A 17,916-nucleotide genomic window follows, 5' to 3' on the forward strand; every position below is an offset into this window, starting at 1 on the left:
GAGGATCGTTACCGAAAAGCGTGATCGTTATGGGGTTTTGCCCTTCCCACGTCGCTTATGCGCCGGATGGTCTGTGTTAAACTGCAAACCATTACGTGGAAACAGGAATTTCGAATGGCAACAATGCTGGATGTCTCACTGCGTGCGGGCGTGTCGAAGGCCACCGTTTCGCGCGTGCTGAACGGCACAGGTCAGGTTAAAGAGAGCACGCGTCAGCAGGTATTTCGCGCGATGGAGGAGCTGGGCTATCGTCCGAACTTTCTCGCGCGTTCGCTGGCTAACCAGACCAGCAACAGCATTGGTCTGGTCGTCTCGACGTTCGACGGTTTTTACTTTGGTCGTTTGCTACAGCAGGCGTCACGGCAGACCGAAAAGCACGGAAAACAGCTGATTGTTACCGACGGTCACGACGCCCCTGAGCAGGAAGAACAGGCGGTCCAGATGCTCGCCGATCGCAAGTGCGACGCCATCGTGCTGTATACGCGTTACATGAGCGAAAAGACGATCCTGAAGCTGATCAACAGCGTGCAGACGCCGCTGGTGATCATTAACCGTGAAGTGAGCCAGGCGGCGGATCGCTGCGTGTTCTTTGAACAGCAGGACGCAGCCTTCAAAGCGGTGGATTACCTGATAAGCCAGGGCCACCGGGAGATCGCCTGTATCACCGTCCCGATCCACACGCCAACGGGTAAAGCGCGACTGATGGGCTACCGTAAGGCGCTGGAGAAGCACGGTATTCGTCTCGACGAGCGGCGGATTAAATACGGCGATGCAGGCATGACGCGGGGTTACGAGCTGTGCAAGGAGCTGATTGCGGAAAAGACATCGTTCAGCGCCCTGTTTGCCTGTAACGATGATATGGCCCTGGGCGCCTCCAAAGCATTACACCAGGCCGGGCTGAAGATCCCGCAGGATATTTCGCTGTTTGGTTTTGACGATGCCCCCAGCGCAAAGTGGCTGGAGCCTGCCCTGTCGTCGGTGTATCTGCCGATCGACAACATGATCGTCACGGCGATCGACCAGGCGATCCGGCTGGCAAAAAACCAGCCGGTTGAAGCGATCCCGCCGTTCACCGGCACGCTGGTGTTACGCGATTCGGTGACGACGGGGCCCTGGTTTAATCAGACCAGCTCTAACGCCAGCAGCTCCTGAATGGTCTGGCGACGGCGAATCAGCTGCGCCACGCCGTTATCAAACAATACTTCCGGCAGCAGCGGGCGGCTATTGTAGTTGGAAGACATAGACGCCCCGTACGCGCCAGTATCATGCAGCACCAGATAATCTCCCGGTTTTACCTCTGGCAGCGAACGGGTTTCGACTTTCCCGCCTTCCTGCTGAGTAAAGACGTCACCGGATTCACACAGCGGGCCGGCAACAACGGTCTCGATGCGCGGGGCGTTGACCAGATCGCGGCCATCGGCGGCAAGCGCGGTGATGTGATGATAACTGCCGTACATGGACGGGCGCATCAGATCGTTGAAGCCAGCATCAATCAGCACAAAGTGACGGCTTCCCATCTCCTTCACGCTCCGCACCTGCGCCACCAGCACGCCGGCCTCGGCAACCAGGAAACGACCCGGCTCAATCTCCAGCTTCACCGCATGGCCCAGATGGGCGGCGATGCTGTCACGCGCGGCGCTCCACAGGCCGTAATAGTGATCCGTGTCGATCGCCTCTTCCCCTTCGCGGTAAGGAATCGAAAGCCCTCCCCCGGCGGAGATCGCCTCCAGATCCTGACCAAAATCGATAACCTGACGCACCATGGCGCCACAGACCTGCTCAAGATGGCCGTAATCCACGCCGGACCCGATATGCATGTGAATGCCCACCAGCTTGAGGTTGTAGCGTTGTAAAACCTCCAGCGCCGCAGGCATATCGGCATACCAGATCCCGTGCTTGCTGTTTTCGCCCCCGGTGTTGGTTTTCTGACTGTGACCGTGACCAAAGCCCGGGTTGATGCGCAGCCAGACGCGATGGCCAGGAGAGACCTGCCCAAGCTGTTCCAGCATATCCACCGAACCGGCATTGACCGGGATTTGCAGCTCGTGCACGCGCGCCAGCGTGGCGTCGTCAATCAGGTCAGCGGTGAAGACGATCGCGTCGCTGTCGGCTTTCGGATCAAACCCGGCCGCCAGTGCACGTTCGATCTCACCCAGCGATACGGAGTCAACCTTCACGCCCTGCTCGCGCATCAGGCGCAGAATATGAATATTGGAGCAGGCCTTCTGCGCAAAACGCACCACATCAAACTGATGCAGCGCGGCGATCTTCTCGCGCACAATCTGCGCATCGTAGACCCACACCGGGCAGCCGAATTCGGCAGGCAGGCGCAGCAGGTTATCGGCGTTTAAATCGGTCTCAGTCTGGTTGAGTGGGCGTGGCATGGTCGTCTCCGGAAATCTGTTTTTTATCATTACGCCATAGCCTGAAGAGAATAAAAAATATCGTTTTATCTTGAGTCTATGCAAAAATGATATGGACTACGCTCAGCCATCAGGTGCCCTATGCCCGCCGTTAACCTACGCCATATCGAGATTTTTCATGCGGTAATGACCACCGGCAATCTCACTGAAGCCGCGCACATGCTGCACACCTCGCAGCCGACGGTCAGCCGCGAGCTGGCGCGTTTTGAGAAAGTGCTGGGGCTGAAGCTGTTTGAACGCACCCGCGGCCGGCTACATCCAACGGTGCAGGGTTTACGCCTGTTTGAGGAGGTTCAGCGCTCCTGGTACGGGCTGGACAGGATCGTGAGCGCGGCAGAGAGCCTGAGGGAGTTCCGCCAGGGCGAGCTGTCCATCGTCTGCCTGCCGGTCTTTTCCCAGTCATTCCTGCCGGTACTGTTACAGCCGTTTCTGGCCCGCTATCCGGAGGTCAGCCTGACCATCGTGCCGCAGGAGTCGCCGCTGCTGGAGGAGTGGCTTTCGGCCCAGCGCCACGATCTGGGTCTGACCGAAACCCTCGTCACGCCAGCGGGAACGGAACGCACGGAGCTGCTGTCGCTGGATGAGGTCTGCGTACTACCTGCCAGCCACCCGCTTGCCCACAAAGCGGAGCTGACGCCGGCGGATTTTCACGGTGAGAACTATATCAGCCTGTCGCAGACCGACAGCTACCGGCAGCTTCTGGATGGCCTGTTTGCCGAACATCAGGTGAAGCGGCGGATGGTGATGGAAACGCACAGTGCGGCGTCTATTTGCGCGATGGTGCGCGCGGGCGTGGGTATTTCGGTGGTGAACCCGCTCACGGCCATGGACTACGCCAGCAGCGGCGTGGTTCTGCGCCGTTTTAGCGTTTCCGTTCCCTTTACCGTGAGCCTGATCCGCCCGCTGCACCGGCCCGCCTCAGCGTTGGTTGATGCGTTTAGTGAACACCTGATTGCGCACGCGCGTCAGGTGGCGCTTCGCTTACCTGACCTGCAAAAACCACTATGACAGCATGAACTCCACCGCATCCGCGGCATGGATGGCGGCGGTATCGAAGACCGTTATCGGGCTTTGGTCTGCCGGCACCAGCAGGCCAATTTCGGTACAGCCGAAGATAACCCCTTCCGCCCCCTGCTGCGCCAGTTTCTCAATCACGCTGATGTACCATGCGCGCGACGTTTCGCTGAAGGTGCCCAGACACAGCTCATCAAAAATAATCTGGTTAATGCGCGCCCGGTCAGCCTCTTCAGGGATCAGGCTTTCAATCCCGAACTGGCTGTTCAGCCGCCCGCGGTAAAAATCCTGCTCCATGGTGTAGCGCGTCCCCAGCAGCGCCACGCGCGTCATGCCGGCGGCACGTATGGCACGTCCGGTGGCATCCGCGATATGTAAGAACGGCAGCGAACAGCGGTCTTCAATGTGCGACGCCACCTTATGCATGGTGTTGGTACACAGCAGAATACCCTGCGCGCCCGCACGCTCCAGCCCGAGCGCGGCGTCCGCCAGCATCTGCCCGGCTTTGTCCCACTCCCCGCTCGACTGGCAGGCTTCTATTTCATGGAAATCCACGCTGTGCAGCAGCAGGCTAGCCGAATGCAGACCGCCCAGACGCTGTTTGACACCTTCATTAATCAGGCGGTAGTACGGGATCGTTGATTCCCAGCTCATGCCCCCTAACAGACCGATCGTTTTCATCTTTCCTCCTGTGCGTTTCACCCAGTGAAGCAAACTTGTGATCGCCTTTCCAGTTATTTGGCTAAACGTTTCCTTTTCGCCGCGGGTGAGATAAATTAATTGAAACAATGTTTCATTACATAACAGGGCGAAAATATGTTTATTTTCCATAAAGAGACCACGCTTGAGGATCTGGGCAACGGCGTGACGCGTCGTATTCTGGCGCACGACGGCAGGATGATGGCGGTGGAAGTGAATTTCGAGCAAGGCGCGATTGGCCCGATGCATAACCATCCGCATGAGCAGCTCACCTACGTTCTCTCGGGGGAATTTGAGTTCACCATTGGCGAGGAGAAGCATGTGGTGATGGCGGGCGACACCCTCTATAAAGCGCCGCACGTGATGCACGGCTGCGTTTGCCTGAAACCCGGCACCCTGCTGGATACCTTTACTCCGGTTCGCGAAGATTTCCTGAAATAAAAAAAGGCGCTCAGTTGAGCGCCTTTTTTGATGTTATTCCGTAACCGGCTCAGGAAGTTGTTCCGGCAGCGGGTTGCGGGTGCTCATTGCCTCGCGCAGCAGCACGCTGCCACAGGCGAACAGTCCACCCAGAATACACGCCAGCAGCACGATCAGGGCTTTGCCCGGGCCATCTTTTTTCACCGGCATAGAAGGTGAAAGCTGGTATTTGAACGGCTCCAGGCTCACATCTTCGAAGGAAAGTTTTTGCAGCTGTGCCAGATAGTATTCGCGGTTCTGGAAATCGGCGTTCAACTCAGAAACGTCCTTCAGATTTTTTTCAATCTGCAATTTCTGCGCAATCCCGTCCGCACCGAGGGCGACGGAATAATCCGGATCGTCTTTCACCGCCTGTCCATTGCTGTAGACCGGCTTTTTGATCCCTGCCGCGTTCGCCACTTCCAGCGAGTAGTTCAGGCGTTGCAGGTTGGTATTATGGATATTTGTCAGACGGACCCGATCCAGCTCCAGCTGCTGCTGAACCGTTTTGGTTCTCAGGATCAGCTGATCGCGAATGTTTTGCATGGTCTCCTGCTCGACGATGCGGGAGATGTACTGAATGTAACCATTCAACACTTTCTGCGCGTCCTCTGCCGTTGGGGCAGTGAAGCTTAACGTCCAGGAGAGGTACGGTGCTTTATCGGCATTTTTTTCCTGCGTGTTATCAACGGCTTTCATCTTTTCGGCAATATTGACCACCGCGCGGTGCAGCTCCAGCGGGTCAACCTGAGCGCCATCGAGCTGAGCCATCACGTAAGGTGAGCTCTTCATGTACTCTTCAAGCAGAGACTGGGACTGAAACTTTTTAACAAACAGATTAAACACATCCGCACGGGTAATTTTCACGTCGACATCAAGCACCTGGAGCGCCACCATCATCTGGCGTAGCGAACTCCACTGCGTCTGTTCCGCGGGCGTAATGACCGCTTTACTGGTCCATTTTTGCGGTATCAGAAAGGCGATTGCCAGGCCGACCAGTGCAAATGCAAAGACAATGGTGATGATGCGTTTTTTTGCTGCCAGCAGGACGTCCAGCAGACCCAGAAGATCTATTTCTTTAGCGCTGACCGCCGGGGGAGCATAGTGAGGAAAGTTGAGATCCGTATGTTTTTTGAAATCCATCGCTGACATAACTGTTCTTCTTTTAAGGATGCAGTGAAATTCTGCCTGACTGGTTCCGGTGTAACAAATCATACAAGAATGTAAGAATTATCTGAATGACGAATTGGTACATCTGTAGACCTGCTATCAGATCTGGTAGTTAGCCACGCTGCGTGACTATTCTTATTCCCGCTCCCTTTTTGCTTCGTTATCTCTTCCTCATGGCCGGCGGCAAAGCTTCGTGAAAAGTCAAAAATGCCACCTCCCTCACTATATTGAAACAGCGTTTCGACGCCGATCACATTTCCACCATTAAGCGAATGACGCAGAAATAAATCGCAATAATATAAAATAAAACGATGTTTTAGTATCCAAGAACGCCGGTTCAGCTCTTTTGAAACCAGAAGCGCTTACAGCACAAAGAAAGACAAAAAAGCGTTAAAAAACAAACGTAGATTTCGCCGTTGCCAGACGTTGCACCCTGAATTTCAGCTCTCATGCCGCGCATCGCAGGCCTGAAAAATGTAACAAAGCAGATTTCGTATTAAACCATTGATTGCCAGGTAGGTATGTATGAATGAAAACAAGCTGCTGGGGCTCGCATGGATATCACCCTACATCATCGGGCTGATACTCTTTACGGCATTCCCCTTCGTCTCATCGTTTTTCCTCAGCTTTACGGATTACGATTTGATGAGTCCGCCGGTGTTTAACGGCATTGAAAACTATCGCTACATGTTTACCGAAGACACGCTCTTCTGGAAATCCATGGGCGTGACCTTTGCCTATGTATTTTTAACCATCCCGTTAAAGCTCGCCTTTGCATTAGGAATTGCCTTTGTCCTGAACTTTAAATTACGCGGCATCGGCTTTTTCCGAACGGCCTACTATATTCCGTCGATCCTCGGCAGCTCCGTCGCCATTGCCGTATTGTGGCGCGCCTTATTTGCCATTGATGGTCTGCTGAACAGCTTTATCGGTGTATTTGGCTTTGATCCGGTGAACTGGCTGGGCGAGCCGTCGCTGGCGCTGATGTCCGTTACCCTGCTGCGCGTCTGGCAGTTCGGTTCCGCGATGGTCATCTTCCTGGCCGCGCTGCAAAACGTACCGCAGTCCCAGTATGAAGCGGCAATGATCGATGGCGCATCGAAATGGCAGATGTTCATGAAGGTGACCGTGCCGCTGATTACGCCGGTGATCTTCTTCAACTTCATCATGCAGACCACGCAGGCGTTCCAGGAATTTACCGGGCCGTACGTGATTACCGGCGGCGGGCCAACCTATTCGACCTATCTGTTCTCGCTCTACATCTACGACACCGCGTTCAAGTATTTCGATATGGGCTATGGCGCGGCGCTGGCGTGGATCCTGTTCCTGGTGGTGGCCGTCTTCGCCGGTATCGCCTTTAAGTCGTCGAAATACTGGGTGTTCTACTCCGCCGATAAAGGAGGCAAAAATGGCTGATATTCAACAACTCTCCACGGCAAGAAGCGTCGCCGAACGCGAAGTGGCCCGCACGCTGCGCAGAGAGAAAATCAACGCCTCCGTTCGCTATGTGATCCTGCTGGTTGTCGGCCTGCTGATGCTTTACCCGCTGGTGTGGATGTTCTCCGCGTCGTTCAAACCGAACCACGAGATCTTCACCACCCTGAGCCTGTGGCCAGCCCACGCCACCTGGGATGGTTTCGTGAACGGCTGGAAAACCGGCACCGAGTACAACTTCGGCCATTACATGCTGAATACCTTTAAGTATGTGATCCCGAAAGTGATCCTGACCATTATCTCCTCCACCATCGTGGCGTACGGCTTTGCCCGCTTCGAGATCCCGTGGAAGAAGTTCTGGTTCGCCACGCTCATCACCACCATGCTGCTGCCCAGCACCGTGCTGCTGATCCCGCAGTACCTCATGTTCCGTGAAATGGGCATGCTCAACAGCTATATGCCGCTGTACCTGCCGCTGGCCTTCGCCACTCAGGGGTTCTTCGTCTTCATGCTGATCCAGTTCCTGCGCGGCGTCCCGCGTGACATGGAAGAGGCGGCGCAGATTGACGGCTGTAACTCCTTCCAGGTGCTGTGGTACGTGGTGGTACCGATCCTGAAACCGGCCATTATCTCCGTCGCCCTGTTCCAGTTCATGTGGTCCATGAACGACTTTATCGGGCCGCTGATTTACGTCTACAGCGTGGATAAATACCCCATCGCACTGGCGCTGAAAATGTCCATCGACGTCACCGAAGGCGCGCCGTGGAACGAAATTCTGGCAATGGCGAGCATCTCCATTCTGCCATCCATCATTGTTTTCTTCCTGGCACAGCGCTACTTCGTACAGGGCGTCACCAGCAGCGGAATTAAAGGTTAAGAGGGAAATACCATGGCTGAAGTTATTTTCAACAAGCTGGAAAAGGTCTACTCCAACGGCTTTAAAGCGGTACACGCTATCGATCTTAAAATTGCTGAAGGGGAATTCATGGTGATTGTCGGGCCGTCCGGCTGCGCCAAATCCACGACCCTGCGCATGCTGGCGGGGCTGGAAACCATCAGCGGCGGCGAGGTGCGCATCGGCGACAAGATCGTGAACAACCTCGCGCCGAAGGAGCGCGGTATTGCAATGGTGTTCCAGAACTACGCCCTCTATCCGCACATGACGGTGCGCGAGAATCTGGCCTTTGGTCTCAAGCTGAGCAAACTGCCGAAAGATCAGATTGAGTCTCAGGTGAATGATGCCGCCAAAATTCTTGAGCTGGAAGAGCTGCTCGACCGCCTGCCGCGCCAGCTTTCCGGCGGCCAGGCGCAGCGCGTGGCGGTAGGCCGTGCGATTGTGAAAAAGCCGGATGTGTTCCTGTTCGATGAGCCGCTTTCAAACCTCGACGCCAAACTGCGCGCTTCGATGCGTATCCGTATTTCTGACCTGCACAAGCAGCTGAAGAAGTCAGGAAAACCGGCGACCACCGTTTACGTGACCCACGACCAGACCGAAGCGATGACCATGGGCGACCGCATCTGCGTGATGAAGCTCGGCCATATCATGCAGGTGGACACGCCGGACAACCTCTACCACAAGCCGAAGAACATGTTCGTAGCGGGCTTTATCGGCGCGCCGGAGATGAATATACGCAAAAGCGTGCTGGTCGAAAAAGCGGGCCAGCTGCACATCGCCATTGGCGATGAAACCATGCCGCTGAACGCGGAGAAGCAGGAGAAAGTCGCGGCTTACGCGGGTCAGGAGATCTTCTACGGCGTGCGCCCGGAATTTGTGTCGCTCTCTGATGAGCCCTTCCCGAATGGCGGCTGTAGCGGGGAGATGGTGCGCGTGGAGAACATGGGCCATGAATTCTTTGTGTACCTGAAGGTCGCGGACTACGAACTGACCGCCCGAATCCCGTCCGATGAAGCTAAGCCAATGATTGATAAAGGGCTTCATCGTAAGGTGTATTTCACGTTTGAGATGAACAAGTGTCATATTTTTGACGCAAAAACTGAACAGAACCTCTCTCTCTGATGGAGTGATAAAAATGAAAAAAGTGCTTTTAAGCGCAGCAATCTCCGCGACCCTGGGCCTTACCGCTTTGCCATCGATGGCGCAGAATGTGGATTTACGGATGTCCTGGTGGGGCGGCAATGGCCGTCACCAGGTCACTCTGAAAGCGCTGGAAGAGTTCCATAAGCAGAACCCGGACATCAACGTAAAAGCGGAATACACCGGCTGGGACGGTCACCTCTCCCGTCTGACCACCCAGATTGCGGGCGGCACCGAGCCGGACGTGATGCAGACCAACTGGAACTGGCTGCCGATCTTCTCCAAAACCGGTGACGGCTTCTACGATCTGAACAAGATGAAGGACGTGATCGACCTGTCGCAGTTCGATCCCAAAGAGCTGCAAACCACCACCGTGGACGGCAAGCTGAACGGCATTCCGATCTCGGTGACGGCGCGCGTGTTCTACTTCAATGACGAAACCTGGAAAAAAGCGGGTATTGCGTACCCGAAAACCTGGGACGAGCTGATGGCGGCCGGTAAAACCTTCGAGAGCAAGCTCGGCAAGCAATACTATCCGGTGATCCTGGAGCACCAGGATACGCTGGCGCTGCTGAATTCGTACATGATCCAGAAGTACAACATTCCTGCGGTGGATGAGAAAACCAAAAAGTTCAGCTACACAAAGGAACAGTGGGTGGAGTTTTTCCAGACCTACAAAAAGCTGATCGACAGCCACGTCATGCCGGACACCAAATACTATGCCTCGTTCGGTAAGAGCAACATGTATGAGATGAAGCCGTGGATCCAGGGTGAATGGGGCGGCACCTACATGTGGAACTCCACCATCAACAAATATTCCGACAACCTGAAGCCACCGGCGAAACTGGAGCTGGGCAGCTACCCAATGCTGCCGGGCGCCACCGACGCGGGTCTGTTCTTCAAACCGGCGCAGATGCTGTCGATTGGTAAGACGACCAAAAACCCGGAAGCGGCAGCGAAGCTGATTAACTTCCTGCTCAACAGCAAAGAAGGGGTTGATACGCTGGGTCTTGAGCGCGGCGTGCCGTTGAGCAAAGTGGCGGTGCAGTATCTGACCGAAGACGGCACCATTAAAGAGGACGATCCATCCGTGGCGGGCCTGCGCCTGGCGCAGTCGCTGCCGGCGAAACTCACCGTCTCGCCATACTTTGACGACCCACAGATTGTGGCGCAGTTCGGTACCTCTTTGCAGTATATCGACTACGGGCAGAAAACCGTGGAAGAGACGGCCGCTGACTTCCAGCGTCAGGCGGAGCGTATTTTGAGACGTGCGATGCGGTAAACACAAAGCCGGGTGGCGGCTACGCCTTACCCGGCCTACAGGCTATCGTAGGCCCGGTAAGCGAAGCGCCACCGGGCAATGACATTACACGCCGATATTACGTAGTTTCTCCCCTCTCATCAGCTTGCGTTCAATATGCTCCAGGGTCACGCCTTTGGTTTCCGGAATCAGCCAGAAGGTCACGCCGATAAATGCCACGTTCAGCACCGTATAGAGCCAGAAGGTGCCTGCCACGCCAATCGCATCCAGCAGCGTCAGGAAGGTCGCGCCAATGATCATGTTCGACACCCAGTTGGTGGTGGTGGAACAGGTGATACCAAAGTCACGGCATTTCAGCGGCTGAATTTCAGAGCACAGGATCCACACCACCGGCGCGGCGCTCATCGCGTAACCGGCGATGCACATCATGGTCATGCCGACGGAGAGCCAAGAGAGGCCGCTTGACGCCGTGCCGTTATCGAACTGCATCAGGCAGTAGCCGAGTATTAAGGTGCCGAGCGCCATCACGCTAAAGCCAATTTTCAGGGCCGGTTTACGTCCGGCCTTATCAACGGTGAACACCGCGATAAAGGTGGCGAACATAAAGGTCAGCCCTACCACCAGCGTGGCGATCATCTGCTGTTCGGTGGTGGTAAAACCGGCCATTTTAAAGATGCGTGGGGCGTAATACATGATGATGTTCATCCCCGTGAACTGCTGCATCGCCTGTAACAGCATGCCGAGGAACACCGCGCGGCGCACGTTGCGGTTTGCCTTAAACAGCGACCAGCCGCCCTGCTTCAGCTTCAGGCTCTCGCGGATTTCGTTCAGCTCTTCACGCGCTTTTTCAGACGTGTCGCGCAGCATGCGGAGCACCTCTTCCGCCTCCACGTGACGCCCTTTTTGCGCCAGCCAGCGCGGGCTGTTCGGCAGGAAAATGACTAACACAATCAGCAGCACCGCAGGCAGCGCCAACACGCCAAGCATTGCCCGCCAGTTGCCGCTGTAGCTGAAGTATGTATCCGACAGGAACGCCAGCACGATACCGAGCGTCACCATCAGCTGGTACATGCTGATCATCTTCCCGCGCACGTTTTCGCTCGCCATTTCGGAGAGGTAAAGCGGCGCGGTGTAGGACGCGATACCCACCGCCACGCCCAGCAGCACGCGGGAGAGCAGCAGCACCTCAACGTTGATGGCAAACGCCGAGCCAATGGAACCGGCAACAAACAGGATCGCCCCAACCATCAGGCTGTATTTGCGCCCGAGACGGAACGACAGCCAGCCATTAAACAGTGCGCCGATGGCCGCACCCAGCATCATGCTGCTCACCACCCACTCTTGCAGGCGGTTGCTTAACGTAAAGTGGTCGGTAATAAAGGGCAGTGCGCCAGCGATAACGCCGATATCCAGACCAAACAGTAAACCGGCTACGGCGGCCGCAACAGAAACAAACTGGTTCATGCGTCGGGTATCGCGCAGCGCAGCGGGCATAAGGGTAGAGTCATTTACAGATGTCATAGTTTCCTGCCTCAACAGCGAAATTCGTTAAGTGAAATTACGAGATACCGGAAGAAAGTGTCAGGCCGGAACTGGTGAAGATATGGATTATTTCGCTACGACATACCGATCTGTGATGGACATTACAATTTCAAATCAGGGTGGTTTAACCTTATTTTTTATTAATTAGTTAATATTTAAGCAATAAATGTGTGATGCCTGTCATTCATTCCTTTTCAGTATGGATTTTTCATCTTTAAGGATATGGATAAAGCCAATTTTGGCGCAAAAAAAACCTCTACCCGAGGGCAGAGGTTCTTGATTCGGGGTGAATTATCGTGCCAGCCAGCCGCCGTCGACGGCCACGGTGTAGCCGTTAATATAATCCGAAGCCGGGGATGCCAGGAACACGATCGGCCCCATCAGATCGCTCGGCAGACCCCAGCGACCCGCTGGAATACGCTCCAGGATTGCCGCGCTGCGCTCTTCATCCGCACGCAGCTGCTGGGTATTGTTGGTGGCCATGTAGCCCGGCGCAATCGCGTTGACGTTGATGTTGTGCTGCGCCCACTCGTTCGCCAGCAGACGGGTCACGCCCATCACGGCACTCTTCGATGCGGTGTAAGACGGCACGCGGATGCCGCCCTGGAAAGAGAGCATGGAGGCAATATTGATGATCTTGCCCCCTTTCCCCTGGGCGATGAAGTGCTTCGCAGCCGCCTGGGACATAAAGAACACGCTCTTGATGTTCAGATTCATCACGTCGTCCCAGTCCGTTTCGCTGAAGTTAATCGCGTCTTCACGACGGATCAGGCCGGCGTTGTTGACCAGAATATCGATATGCCCAAACTCCGCCACCGCGCGATCCAGCAGCTCAGGGATCGCATCGATTTTGCGCAGGTCCGCGGTCAGGCTCAGGAAACGGCGGCCCAGTGCGGTAACGCGCTCGATGGTTTCCGTTGGCTCAACGATGTTAATCCCGACGATATCGCAGCCCGCTTCAGCCAGACCTAACGCCATACCCTGCCCCAGCCCGGTGTCACAACCGGAAACCACAGCCACTTTACCTTGCAGAGAAAATGCATCCAGAATCATGTTTATTCCTTAATCGTTCAGCGCCTGTCAGCAACAGGCAGATATATACTTAACTGCCTGCGACTAGCGCAGATCCTTAACAGCGACGTGGTCCATGTCATCGAAGACCTGGTTTTCACCGACCATACCCCAGATAAAGGTATAGGCTTTCGTTCCCACGCCAGAGTGGATAGACCAGCTCGGCGAAATGACCGCCTGCTCGTTGTGCATAACGATATGGCGCGTCTCCTGCGGCTGTCCCATCATGTGGAACACGCAGGCGTCTTCATCCATGTTGAAATAGAAGTAGACCTCCATGCGGCGCTCGTGGGTATGGCACGGCATGGTGTTCCACAGGTTGCCCGGCGCAAGCTCGGTCAGCCCCATGCTGAGCTGACAGGTTTCCAGCACATCCGGAACAAAGTATTTGTTGATGGTGCGACGGTTGCTTGTGAGGTTATCGCCAAGGGTCACCGGGGCAACATCCGCTGGCGTGACTTTTTTGGTGGGGTAAGTCGTATGAGCCGGGGCGCAGTTGTAGTAAAACTTCGCCGGTTTGCTGCCATCAATGCTGGCGAACACCACTTCTTTCGCCCCTTTGCCGACGTACAGCGCGTCGCGGTGACCAATTTCGTAGCACTGGCCATCAACGGTAATGGTGCCCGGCCCGCCGATGTTAATCACGCCCAGTTCACGGCGTTCGAGGAAGTAGCTCACGCCCAGCTGTTTGCCCACTTCACCGCCCACGGAGACGGTTTTCGCCACCGGCATAATCCCGCCCACAATAATGCGGTCAATATGGCTGTAGACCATGGTGTACTTGTCGGCTTCGAACACTTGCTCAACTAAAAACTCACTGCGCAGCCCCTGAGTATCCAGCGTTTTAGCGTGCGCACTGTGGATGCTTTGTCTGACGTCCACGTAAACCTCCAGAATTGATCGTGCCCGAAGGCAAAGATAATTAACGAAACAACGTTCCGTTTTCGTGATGAACACATATTATCCCCTGACCACGGGGTTTTCAATTGCATTTAAAACAACGTTTCATTTTTTCTGCTTGTTTATGCCAGAAATGGTGTTTCGATCACGATAAATTTTTAAGACCCTCAATCTGGTTAATCAAACTGAGAAAGTGCGCTGTCAGTCACACATAATGAAACAACGTTTTGATAATTTATCACCTAGTTTTCAACCTACATTACGCGTTCAAAGGAGTGCATTATGGCTAAAGGTATGCGGGTCAAGCTGAACTATGAGGTCAGCCGCGATCCGGATACAGGCGTGGAAGTCACCCGCCTGACCCCACCGGAAGTAACCTGTCATCGCAACTACTTTTACCAGAAGTGCTTCTTTAACGATGGCAGCCACCTGCTGTTCGCCGGGGAGTTCGACGGTCACTGGAACTATTACCTGTTGGATCTGAAAAACGCCGAAGCGGTACAGTTGACCGAAGGCGCGGGCGATAACACCTTTGGCGGGTTCCTCTCTCCGGACGATAAATCCCTCTACTATGTGAAGAACGATCGCACCCTGCTGGAGGTGGATTTACAGACGCTGGCAGAGCGCGAAGTGTACCGCGTCCCGGAAGAGTGGGTCGGCTACGGCACCTGGGTCGCGAACAGCGACTGCACCAAACTGGTGGGTATTGAGATTGCCAGACGTGACTGGACGCCACTCAACGACTGGAAAATTTTCCACGACTTCTTCCACAAAGGGCCGCACTGCCGCCTGCTGCGCGTTGATCTGAAAACGGGTGAAAGCACCACCATTCATGACGAGAAGATCTGGCTGGGACATCCAATATATCGCCCGTTCGATGACAATACCGTGGCCTTCTGTCATGAAGGGCCGCACGACCTGGTCGACGCCCGCATGTGGCTGGTGAACGAAGATGGCAGCAACGTGCGGAAAGTGAAAACGCACGCGGAAGGTGAAAGCTGTACACATGAATTTTGGGTGCCGGACGGGTCCGCGCTGATCTACGTTTCTTACCTGAAAGGTCAGCAAGGGCGCACCATCTCCCGCTTCAACCCGGACACCGGCGTGAATGAAGCGGTAATGAATATGCCCGCCTGTTCGCACCTGATGAGCAACGTCGACGGCACCCTGCTGGTTGGCGACGGCTCCGGTACGCCTGTCGATGTGAAAGACACCGGCGGCTACACCATTGATAACGATCCTTATCTGTATGCCTTTGACGTGGCGAAAAAAGCCTGTTACCGCATCGCCCGTCATGACACCTCATGGGCTACGGTGGCGAACAGCCGCCAGGTAACCCACCCGCATCCGTCCTTCACGCCGGACGAAAAAGCGGTGCTGTACAGTTCCGATAAAGACGGCAAACCGGCCCTCTATATCGCGAAACTCCCTGAGCAACCTGAAATGTTGCATGCCTGACTTGAGTTAGTGTTTCTGTAACTGGCCTTGCCCTCCGATTCGGAGGGCTTTTTTTTGGGTGATTGCGCGGCGCTTTTTGCCGGGTGGCGCTTCGCTTACCCGGCCTACGAAACGACGGATTGGAAGGAAGGTGTAGGACGGATAAGAAGGTGTAGGCCGGGTAAGCGAAGCGCCACCCGGCGGTTTTAGCGAAGAAGATAAATTATCAGAAGGAGTACGCCACGCCTAAACGGAAACGGGTCTGGCGTTCGTCCGTGTCTTTAACCCCCACGTTGCCCACCTCCACATACGGCGCCCAGTTTTTATCCCATTTGTAGGCCAGCTTGGCGTTATATTCGTTGGAATAATCTTTATTGTTATTTCGGGCCACGCCTTCAGAACTTTTCGCGTAAACATAGTTCAGCTCGGTACGCCAGTCACCTAATACCCAACCGACCCACGCATCGCCACGGTTAACTTTATCGTCGTCCTTATTTGAGCTTGACGGGTAGCGGGTATATTCGTAACGGTAACGCGCAGCCACGTAGAAGCCATTATCGAAGCTATATTGCACATGCAGATTCGGTTTATAAATGGTGCGACTGTCTGTGCTTTCAATCGTAAACGCAGGGGTCAGGGCGATATTGTCTGTCGCTTTCCAGCGCCAGCTAATCTGATCTTCGTGACCGTTCCCCACTACATCCGCGAATGGCTGATCTGCCTTGTCCCCGCCTGATTTCCACTTCGCCTCGACTGAAAAACCGAAGCCATTATCAAAGCGGTGCGAGACGGCAACACGGTCGGCATTCGAGCCGCTGTCAATATATTCGTGACGCAGATCGACGGTAACGGCGCTAGCCGCAAAAGAGGCACTAATAAGGGAAGCAAGGAGCAGAGATTTCTTAAACATGAAAAAACCCTCAATTAAAATAACGTTTCTTTTTTATGAAACTTGAGTTTATTTTTTATGCACCGTTATTTTAGTGACAAGGATCGAAATTATTTGTTTCATTTTTTTTGGCAAAGATTGACGTGAACCCCATCAACAAAAAAAGGGTATTAACCGTAAATTTCAGGCGTGAGATCACATTAAGCACTTCACAAAGCAAATAATTAACCGCGCAATAATTATTGCGGGCTTCAGAAAGAACGCATAAGTGTTAAAAAAGGATTCTGCGGACACAAAAAAACCTCCCGTGGGAGGTTTTCTGTGCGCAGAGGGAGAAATTACCGTTCGATAGCCAGGGCCACCCCCTGCCCCCCGCCAATACAGAGCGTTGCGATCCCTTTTCGGGCGTTACGCTTTTTCATTTCGTGGACCAGCGACACCAGAATGCGGCAGCCGGAGGCGCCAATGGGATGGCCCAGCGCGATGGCTCCGCCGTTGACGTTGACCCGCAGCGGATCCCATTCCAGCATTTTCCCGACCGAGATCGCCTGTGCAGCAAAAGCTTCGTTGACCTCAATCAGATCCACATCGTTCAGCTCCCAGCCCGCCCGCTCCAGGCAGCGGCGCGTGGCATAGACCGGGGCGATCCCCATTAACGCGGGATCAACGCCCACGCTGGCAAACGCTTTGATCCGCGCCAGCACCGGCAGCGCCAGCTCCTGGGCTTTGCTTTCACTCATCATCATCACCGCCGCCGCACCGTCGTTAATGGATGAGGCGTTGCCTGCCGTTACGGAACCGAGCGTTTCAAAGGCCGGATCGAGTTTTGCCAGCCCTTCTGCGCTGGCATCGGTGCGCGGCTGCTCGTCGGTATCGACGATGAGCGCTTCGCCGTTCTGGCGCTGGGTACTGACCGGGACAATTTCATCGCGAAAACGCCCGGAGTCGATCGCTGCACGCGCTTTTTGCTGTGAGCTGAGGGCATATGCATCCTGAAGCTCGCGGCTGATACCGTATTCCCGCGCCAGGTTTTCCGCCGTTACGCCCATATGGTAGTCGTTGAAGGCGTCCCACAGCCCGTCGTGAACCAGGCTGTCAAGCAGCTGACTGTTCCCGAGCTGCGCGCCGGTCCGGCTGTCGGTCAGGACATGCGGGGCGCGGCTCATATTCTCCTGCCCGCCGGCAATGACCACATCCGCTTCACCACACTGGATGGCCTGCGTTGCAAGATGGAGCGCTTTCAAACCTGAACCACAGACGTCGTTAATGGTAATTGCCGAAACGGTATTAGGCAGGCCGCCCTTCAGCGCCGCCTGGCGCGCAGGGTTTTGTCCCGCGCCAGCGGTCAGCACCTGGCCCAGGATCACCTCATCAATTTCATGTGCGGCAATCCCGCTGCGTTCCACCAGCGCTCTTACCACCACGCTGCCAAGATCAACCGCAGAGTGACGCGCAAGCGCTCCCTGAAAACAGCCGATAGCCGTACGTAACGCACCCACTATAACGACATCTTTCATCACGACCTCTGTGCAAAATGACATGACGATAGTAGAGGATTGTTATCAACAATTGACGCAAATGT

General features: G+C 55.0%; 16 protein-coding genes. 8 read left to right on the forward strand and 8 right to left on the reverse strand.

Translation table 11 applies throughout. The features are described from left to right. The first annotated feature begins 114 nt into the window (after positions 1-114). The gene (locus ACOTYH_RS10805; protein ID WP_003862814.1) at positions 115-1,152 is read left to right on the forward strand and encodes a LacI family DNA-binding transcriptional regulator; all 1,038 of its coding nucleotides are present in this window, start codon (positions 115-117) and stop codon (positions 1,150-1,152) included. Here the strand turns inward: ACOTYH_RS10805 and lysA are convergent. After that, the gene (lysA, locus tag ACOTYH_RS10810; protein WP_033487609.1) at positions 1,122-2,384 is read right to left on the reverse strand and encodes a diaminopimelate decarboxylase; all 1,263 of its coding nucleotides are present in this window, start codon (positions 2,382-2,384) and stop codon (positions 1,122-1,124) included. The two genes, ACOTYH_RS10805 and lysA, sit on opposite strands and share 31 nt — an antisense overlap. 120 nt (positions 2,385-2,504) lie before the next feature. Here lysA and ACOTYH_RS10815 point away from each other — a divergent pair, with 120 nt between their 5' ends. Further along, entirely contained in the window at positions 2,505-3,431 is a 927-nt protein-coding gene (locus ACOTYH_RS10815) for a LysR family transcriptional regulator (RefSeq protein WP_017692726.1), read from the forward strand. Here the strand turns inward: ACOTYH_RS10815 and ACOTYH_RS10820 are convergent. Then, on the reverse strand, positions 3,426-4,118 hold the full coding sequence (locus tag ACOTYH_RS10820) for an aspartate/glutamate racemase (protein ID WP_062938016.1): 693 nt from the start codon (positions 4,116-4,118) through the stop codon (positions 3,426-3,428). The genes ACOTYH_RS10815 and ACOTYH_RS10820 overlap by 6 nt on opposite strands. A gap of 135 nt (positions 4,119-4,253) precedes the next feature. On the opposite strand from ACOTYH_RS10820, the gene ACOTYH_RS10825 reads away from it, so the two are divergent. Continuing rightward, the gene (locus ACOTYH_RS10825; protein ID WP_015571763.1) at positions 4,254-4,577 is read left to right on the forward strand and encodes a cupin domain-containing protein; all 324 of its coding nucleotides are present in this window, start codon (positions 4,254-4,256) and stop codon (positions 4,575-4,577) included. A 33-nt stretch (positions 4,578-4,610) separates the two neighbouring features. On the opposite strand, the gene wzz(fepE) is transcribed toward ACOTYH_RS10825, so the two are convergent. After that, the gene (gene wzz(fepE) / locus ACOTYH_RS10830; RefSeq protein WP_032669284.1) at positions 4,611-5,747 is read right to left on the reverse strand and encodes an LPS O-antigen length regulator Wzz(fepE); all 1,137 of its coding nucleotides are present in this window, start codon (positions 5,745-5,747) and stop codon (positions 4,611-4,613) included. 543 nt (positions 5,748-6,290) lie between these two features. On the opposite strand from wzz(fepE), the gene ACOTYH_RS10835 reads away from it, so the two are divergent. The 4 genes from ACOTYH_RS10835 to ACOTYH_RS10850 are packed head-to-tail and all read left to right on the forward strand — an operon-like array spanning position 6,291 to position 10,516. Further along, positions 6,291-7,181, forward strand: coding sequence for a carbohydrate ABC transporter permease (locus ACOTYH_RS10835; protein WP_003862825.1), 891 nt, complete (start codon positions 6,291-6,293; stop codon positions 7,179-7,181). Beyond that, positions 7,174-8,076, forward strand: a complete 903-nt coding sequence (locus ACOTYH_RS10840) for a carbohydrate ABC transporter permease (RefSeq protein ID WP_017692724.1) — start codon at positions 7,174-7,176, stop codon at positions 8,074-8,076. Before ACOTYH_RS10835 ends, ACOTYH_RS10840 begins: the two co-directional genes overlap by 8 nt. 12 nt (positions 8,077-8,088) lie before the next feature. After that, positions 8,089-9,216, forward strand: coding sequence for an ABC transporter ATP-binding protein (locus tag ACOTYH_RS10845; protein WP_039269866.1), 1,128 nt, complete (start codon positions 8,089-8,091; stop codon positions 9,214-9,216). Between the two features lie 13 nt (positions 9,217-9,229). After that, positions 9,230-10,516 carry an ABC transporter substrate-binding protein gene (locus ACOTYH_RS10850; protein WP_017382862.1) on the forward strand — a complete coding sequence of 429 codons (1,287 nt, stop codon included), beginning with the start codon at positions 9,230-9,232 and terminating at the stop codon, positions 10,514-10,516. A gap of 84 nt (positions 10,517-10,600) precedes the next feature. On the opposite strand, the gene ACOTYH_RS10855 is transcribed toward ACOTYH_RS10850, so the two are convergent. From ACOTYH_RS10855 to kduI, 3 genes are all read right to left on the reverse strand, one after another. Next, positions 10,601-12,016: a sugar porter family MFS transporter gene (locus ACOTYH_RS10855; RefSeq protein ID WP_421637732.1), complete on the reverse strand. Its 1,416-nt coding sequence runs from the start codon at positions 12,014-12,016 to the stop codon at positions 10,601-10,603. A 312-nt stretch (positions 12,017-12,328) separates the two neighbouring features. After that, entirely contained in the window at positions 12,329-13,090 is a 762-nt protein-coding gene (kduD, locus tag ACOTYH_RS10860; protein WP_006811839.1) for a 2-dehydro-3-deoxy-D-gluconate 5-dehydrogenase KduD, read from the reverse strand. A gap of 63 nt (positions 13,091-13,153) precedes the next feature. Further along, the gene (gene kduI / locus ACOTYH_RS10865) at positions 13,154-13,990 is read right to left on the reverse strand and encodes a 5-dehydro-4-deoxy-D-glucuronate isomerase (protein WP_017382863.1); all 837 of its coding nucleotides are present in this window, start codon (positions 13,988-13,990) and stop codon (positions 13,154-13,156) included. A gap of 300 nt (positions 13,991-14,290) precedes the next feature. Here kduI and ACOTYH_RS10870 point away from each other — a divergent pair, with 300 nt between their 5' ends. Then, positions 14,291-15,466 carry an oligogalacturonate lyase family protein gene (locus ACOTYH_RS10870; RefSeq protein WP_033487612.1) on the forward strand — a complete coding sequence of 392 codons (1,176 nt, stop codon included), beginning with the start codon at positions 14,291-14,293 and terminating at the stop codon, positions 15,464-15,466. A gap of 205 nt (positions 15,467-15,671) precedes the next feature. On the opposite strand, the gene ACOTYH_RS10875 is transcribed toward ACOTYH_RS10870, so the two are convergent. Both ACOTYH_RS10875 and ACOTYH_RS10880 read right to left on the reverse strand, forming a co-directional pair. Next, positions 15,672-16,355 (reverse strand): oligogalacturonate-specific porin KdgM family protein, encoded by a 684-nt coding sequence (locus tag ACOTYH_RS10875; RefSeq protein WP_003862842.1) that lies wholly within the window; start codon positions 16,353-16,355, stop codon positions 15,672-15,674. 317 nt (positions 16,356-16,672) lie between these two features. Next, on the reverse strand, positions 16,673-17,851 hold the full coding sequence (locus ACOTYH_RS10880) for an acetyl-CoA C-acetyltransferase (RefSeq protein ID WP_015571770.1): 1,179 nt from the start codon (positions 17,849-17,851) through the stop codon (positions 16,673-16,675). Positions 17,852-17,916: the final 65 nt, after the last annotated feature.

Origin of the sequence: Enterobacter cloacae complex sp. SHL001 (assembly GCF_049236825.1) — a bacterium.
GTDB lineage: Bacteria > Pseudomonadota > Gammaproteobacteria > Enterobacterales > Enterobacteriaceae > Enterobacter > Enterobacter hormaechei_C.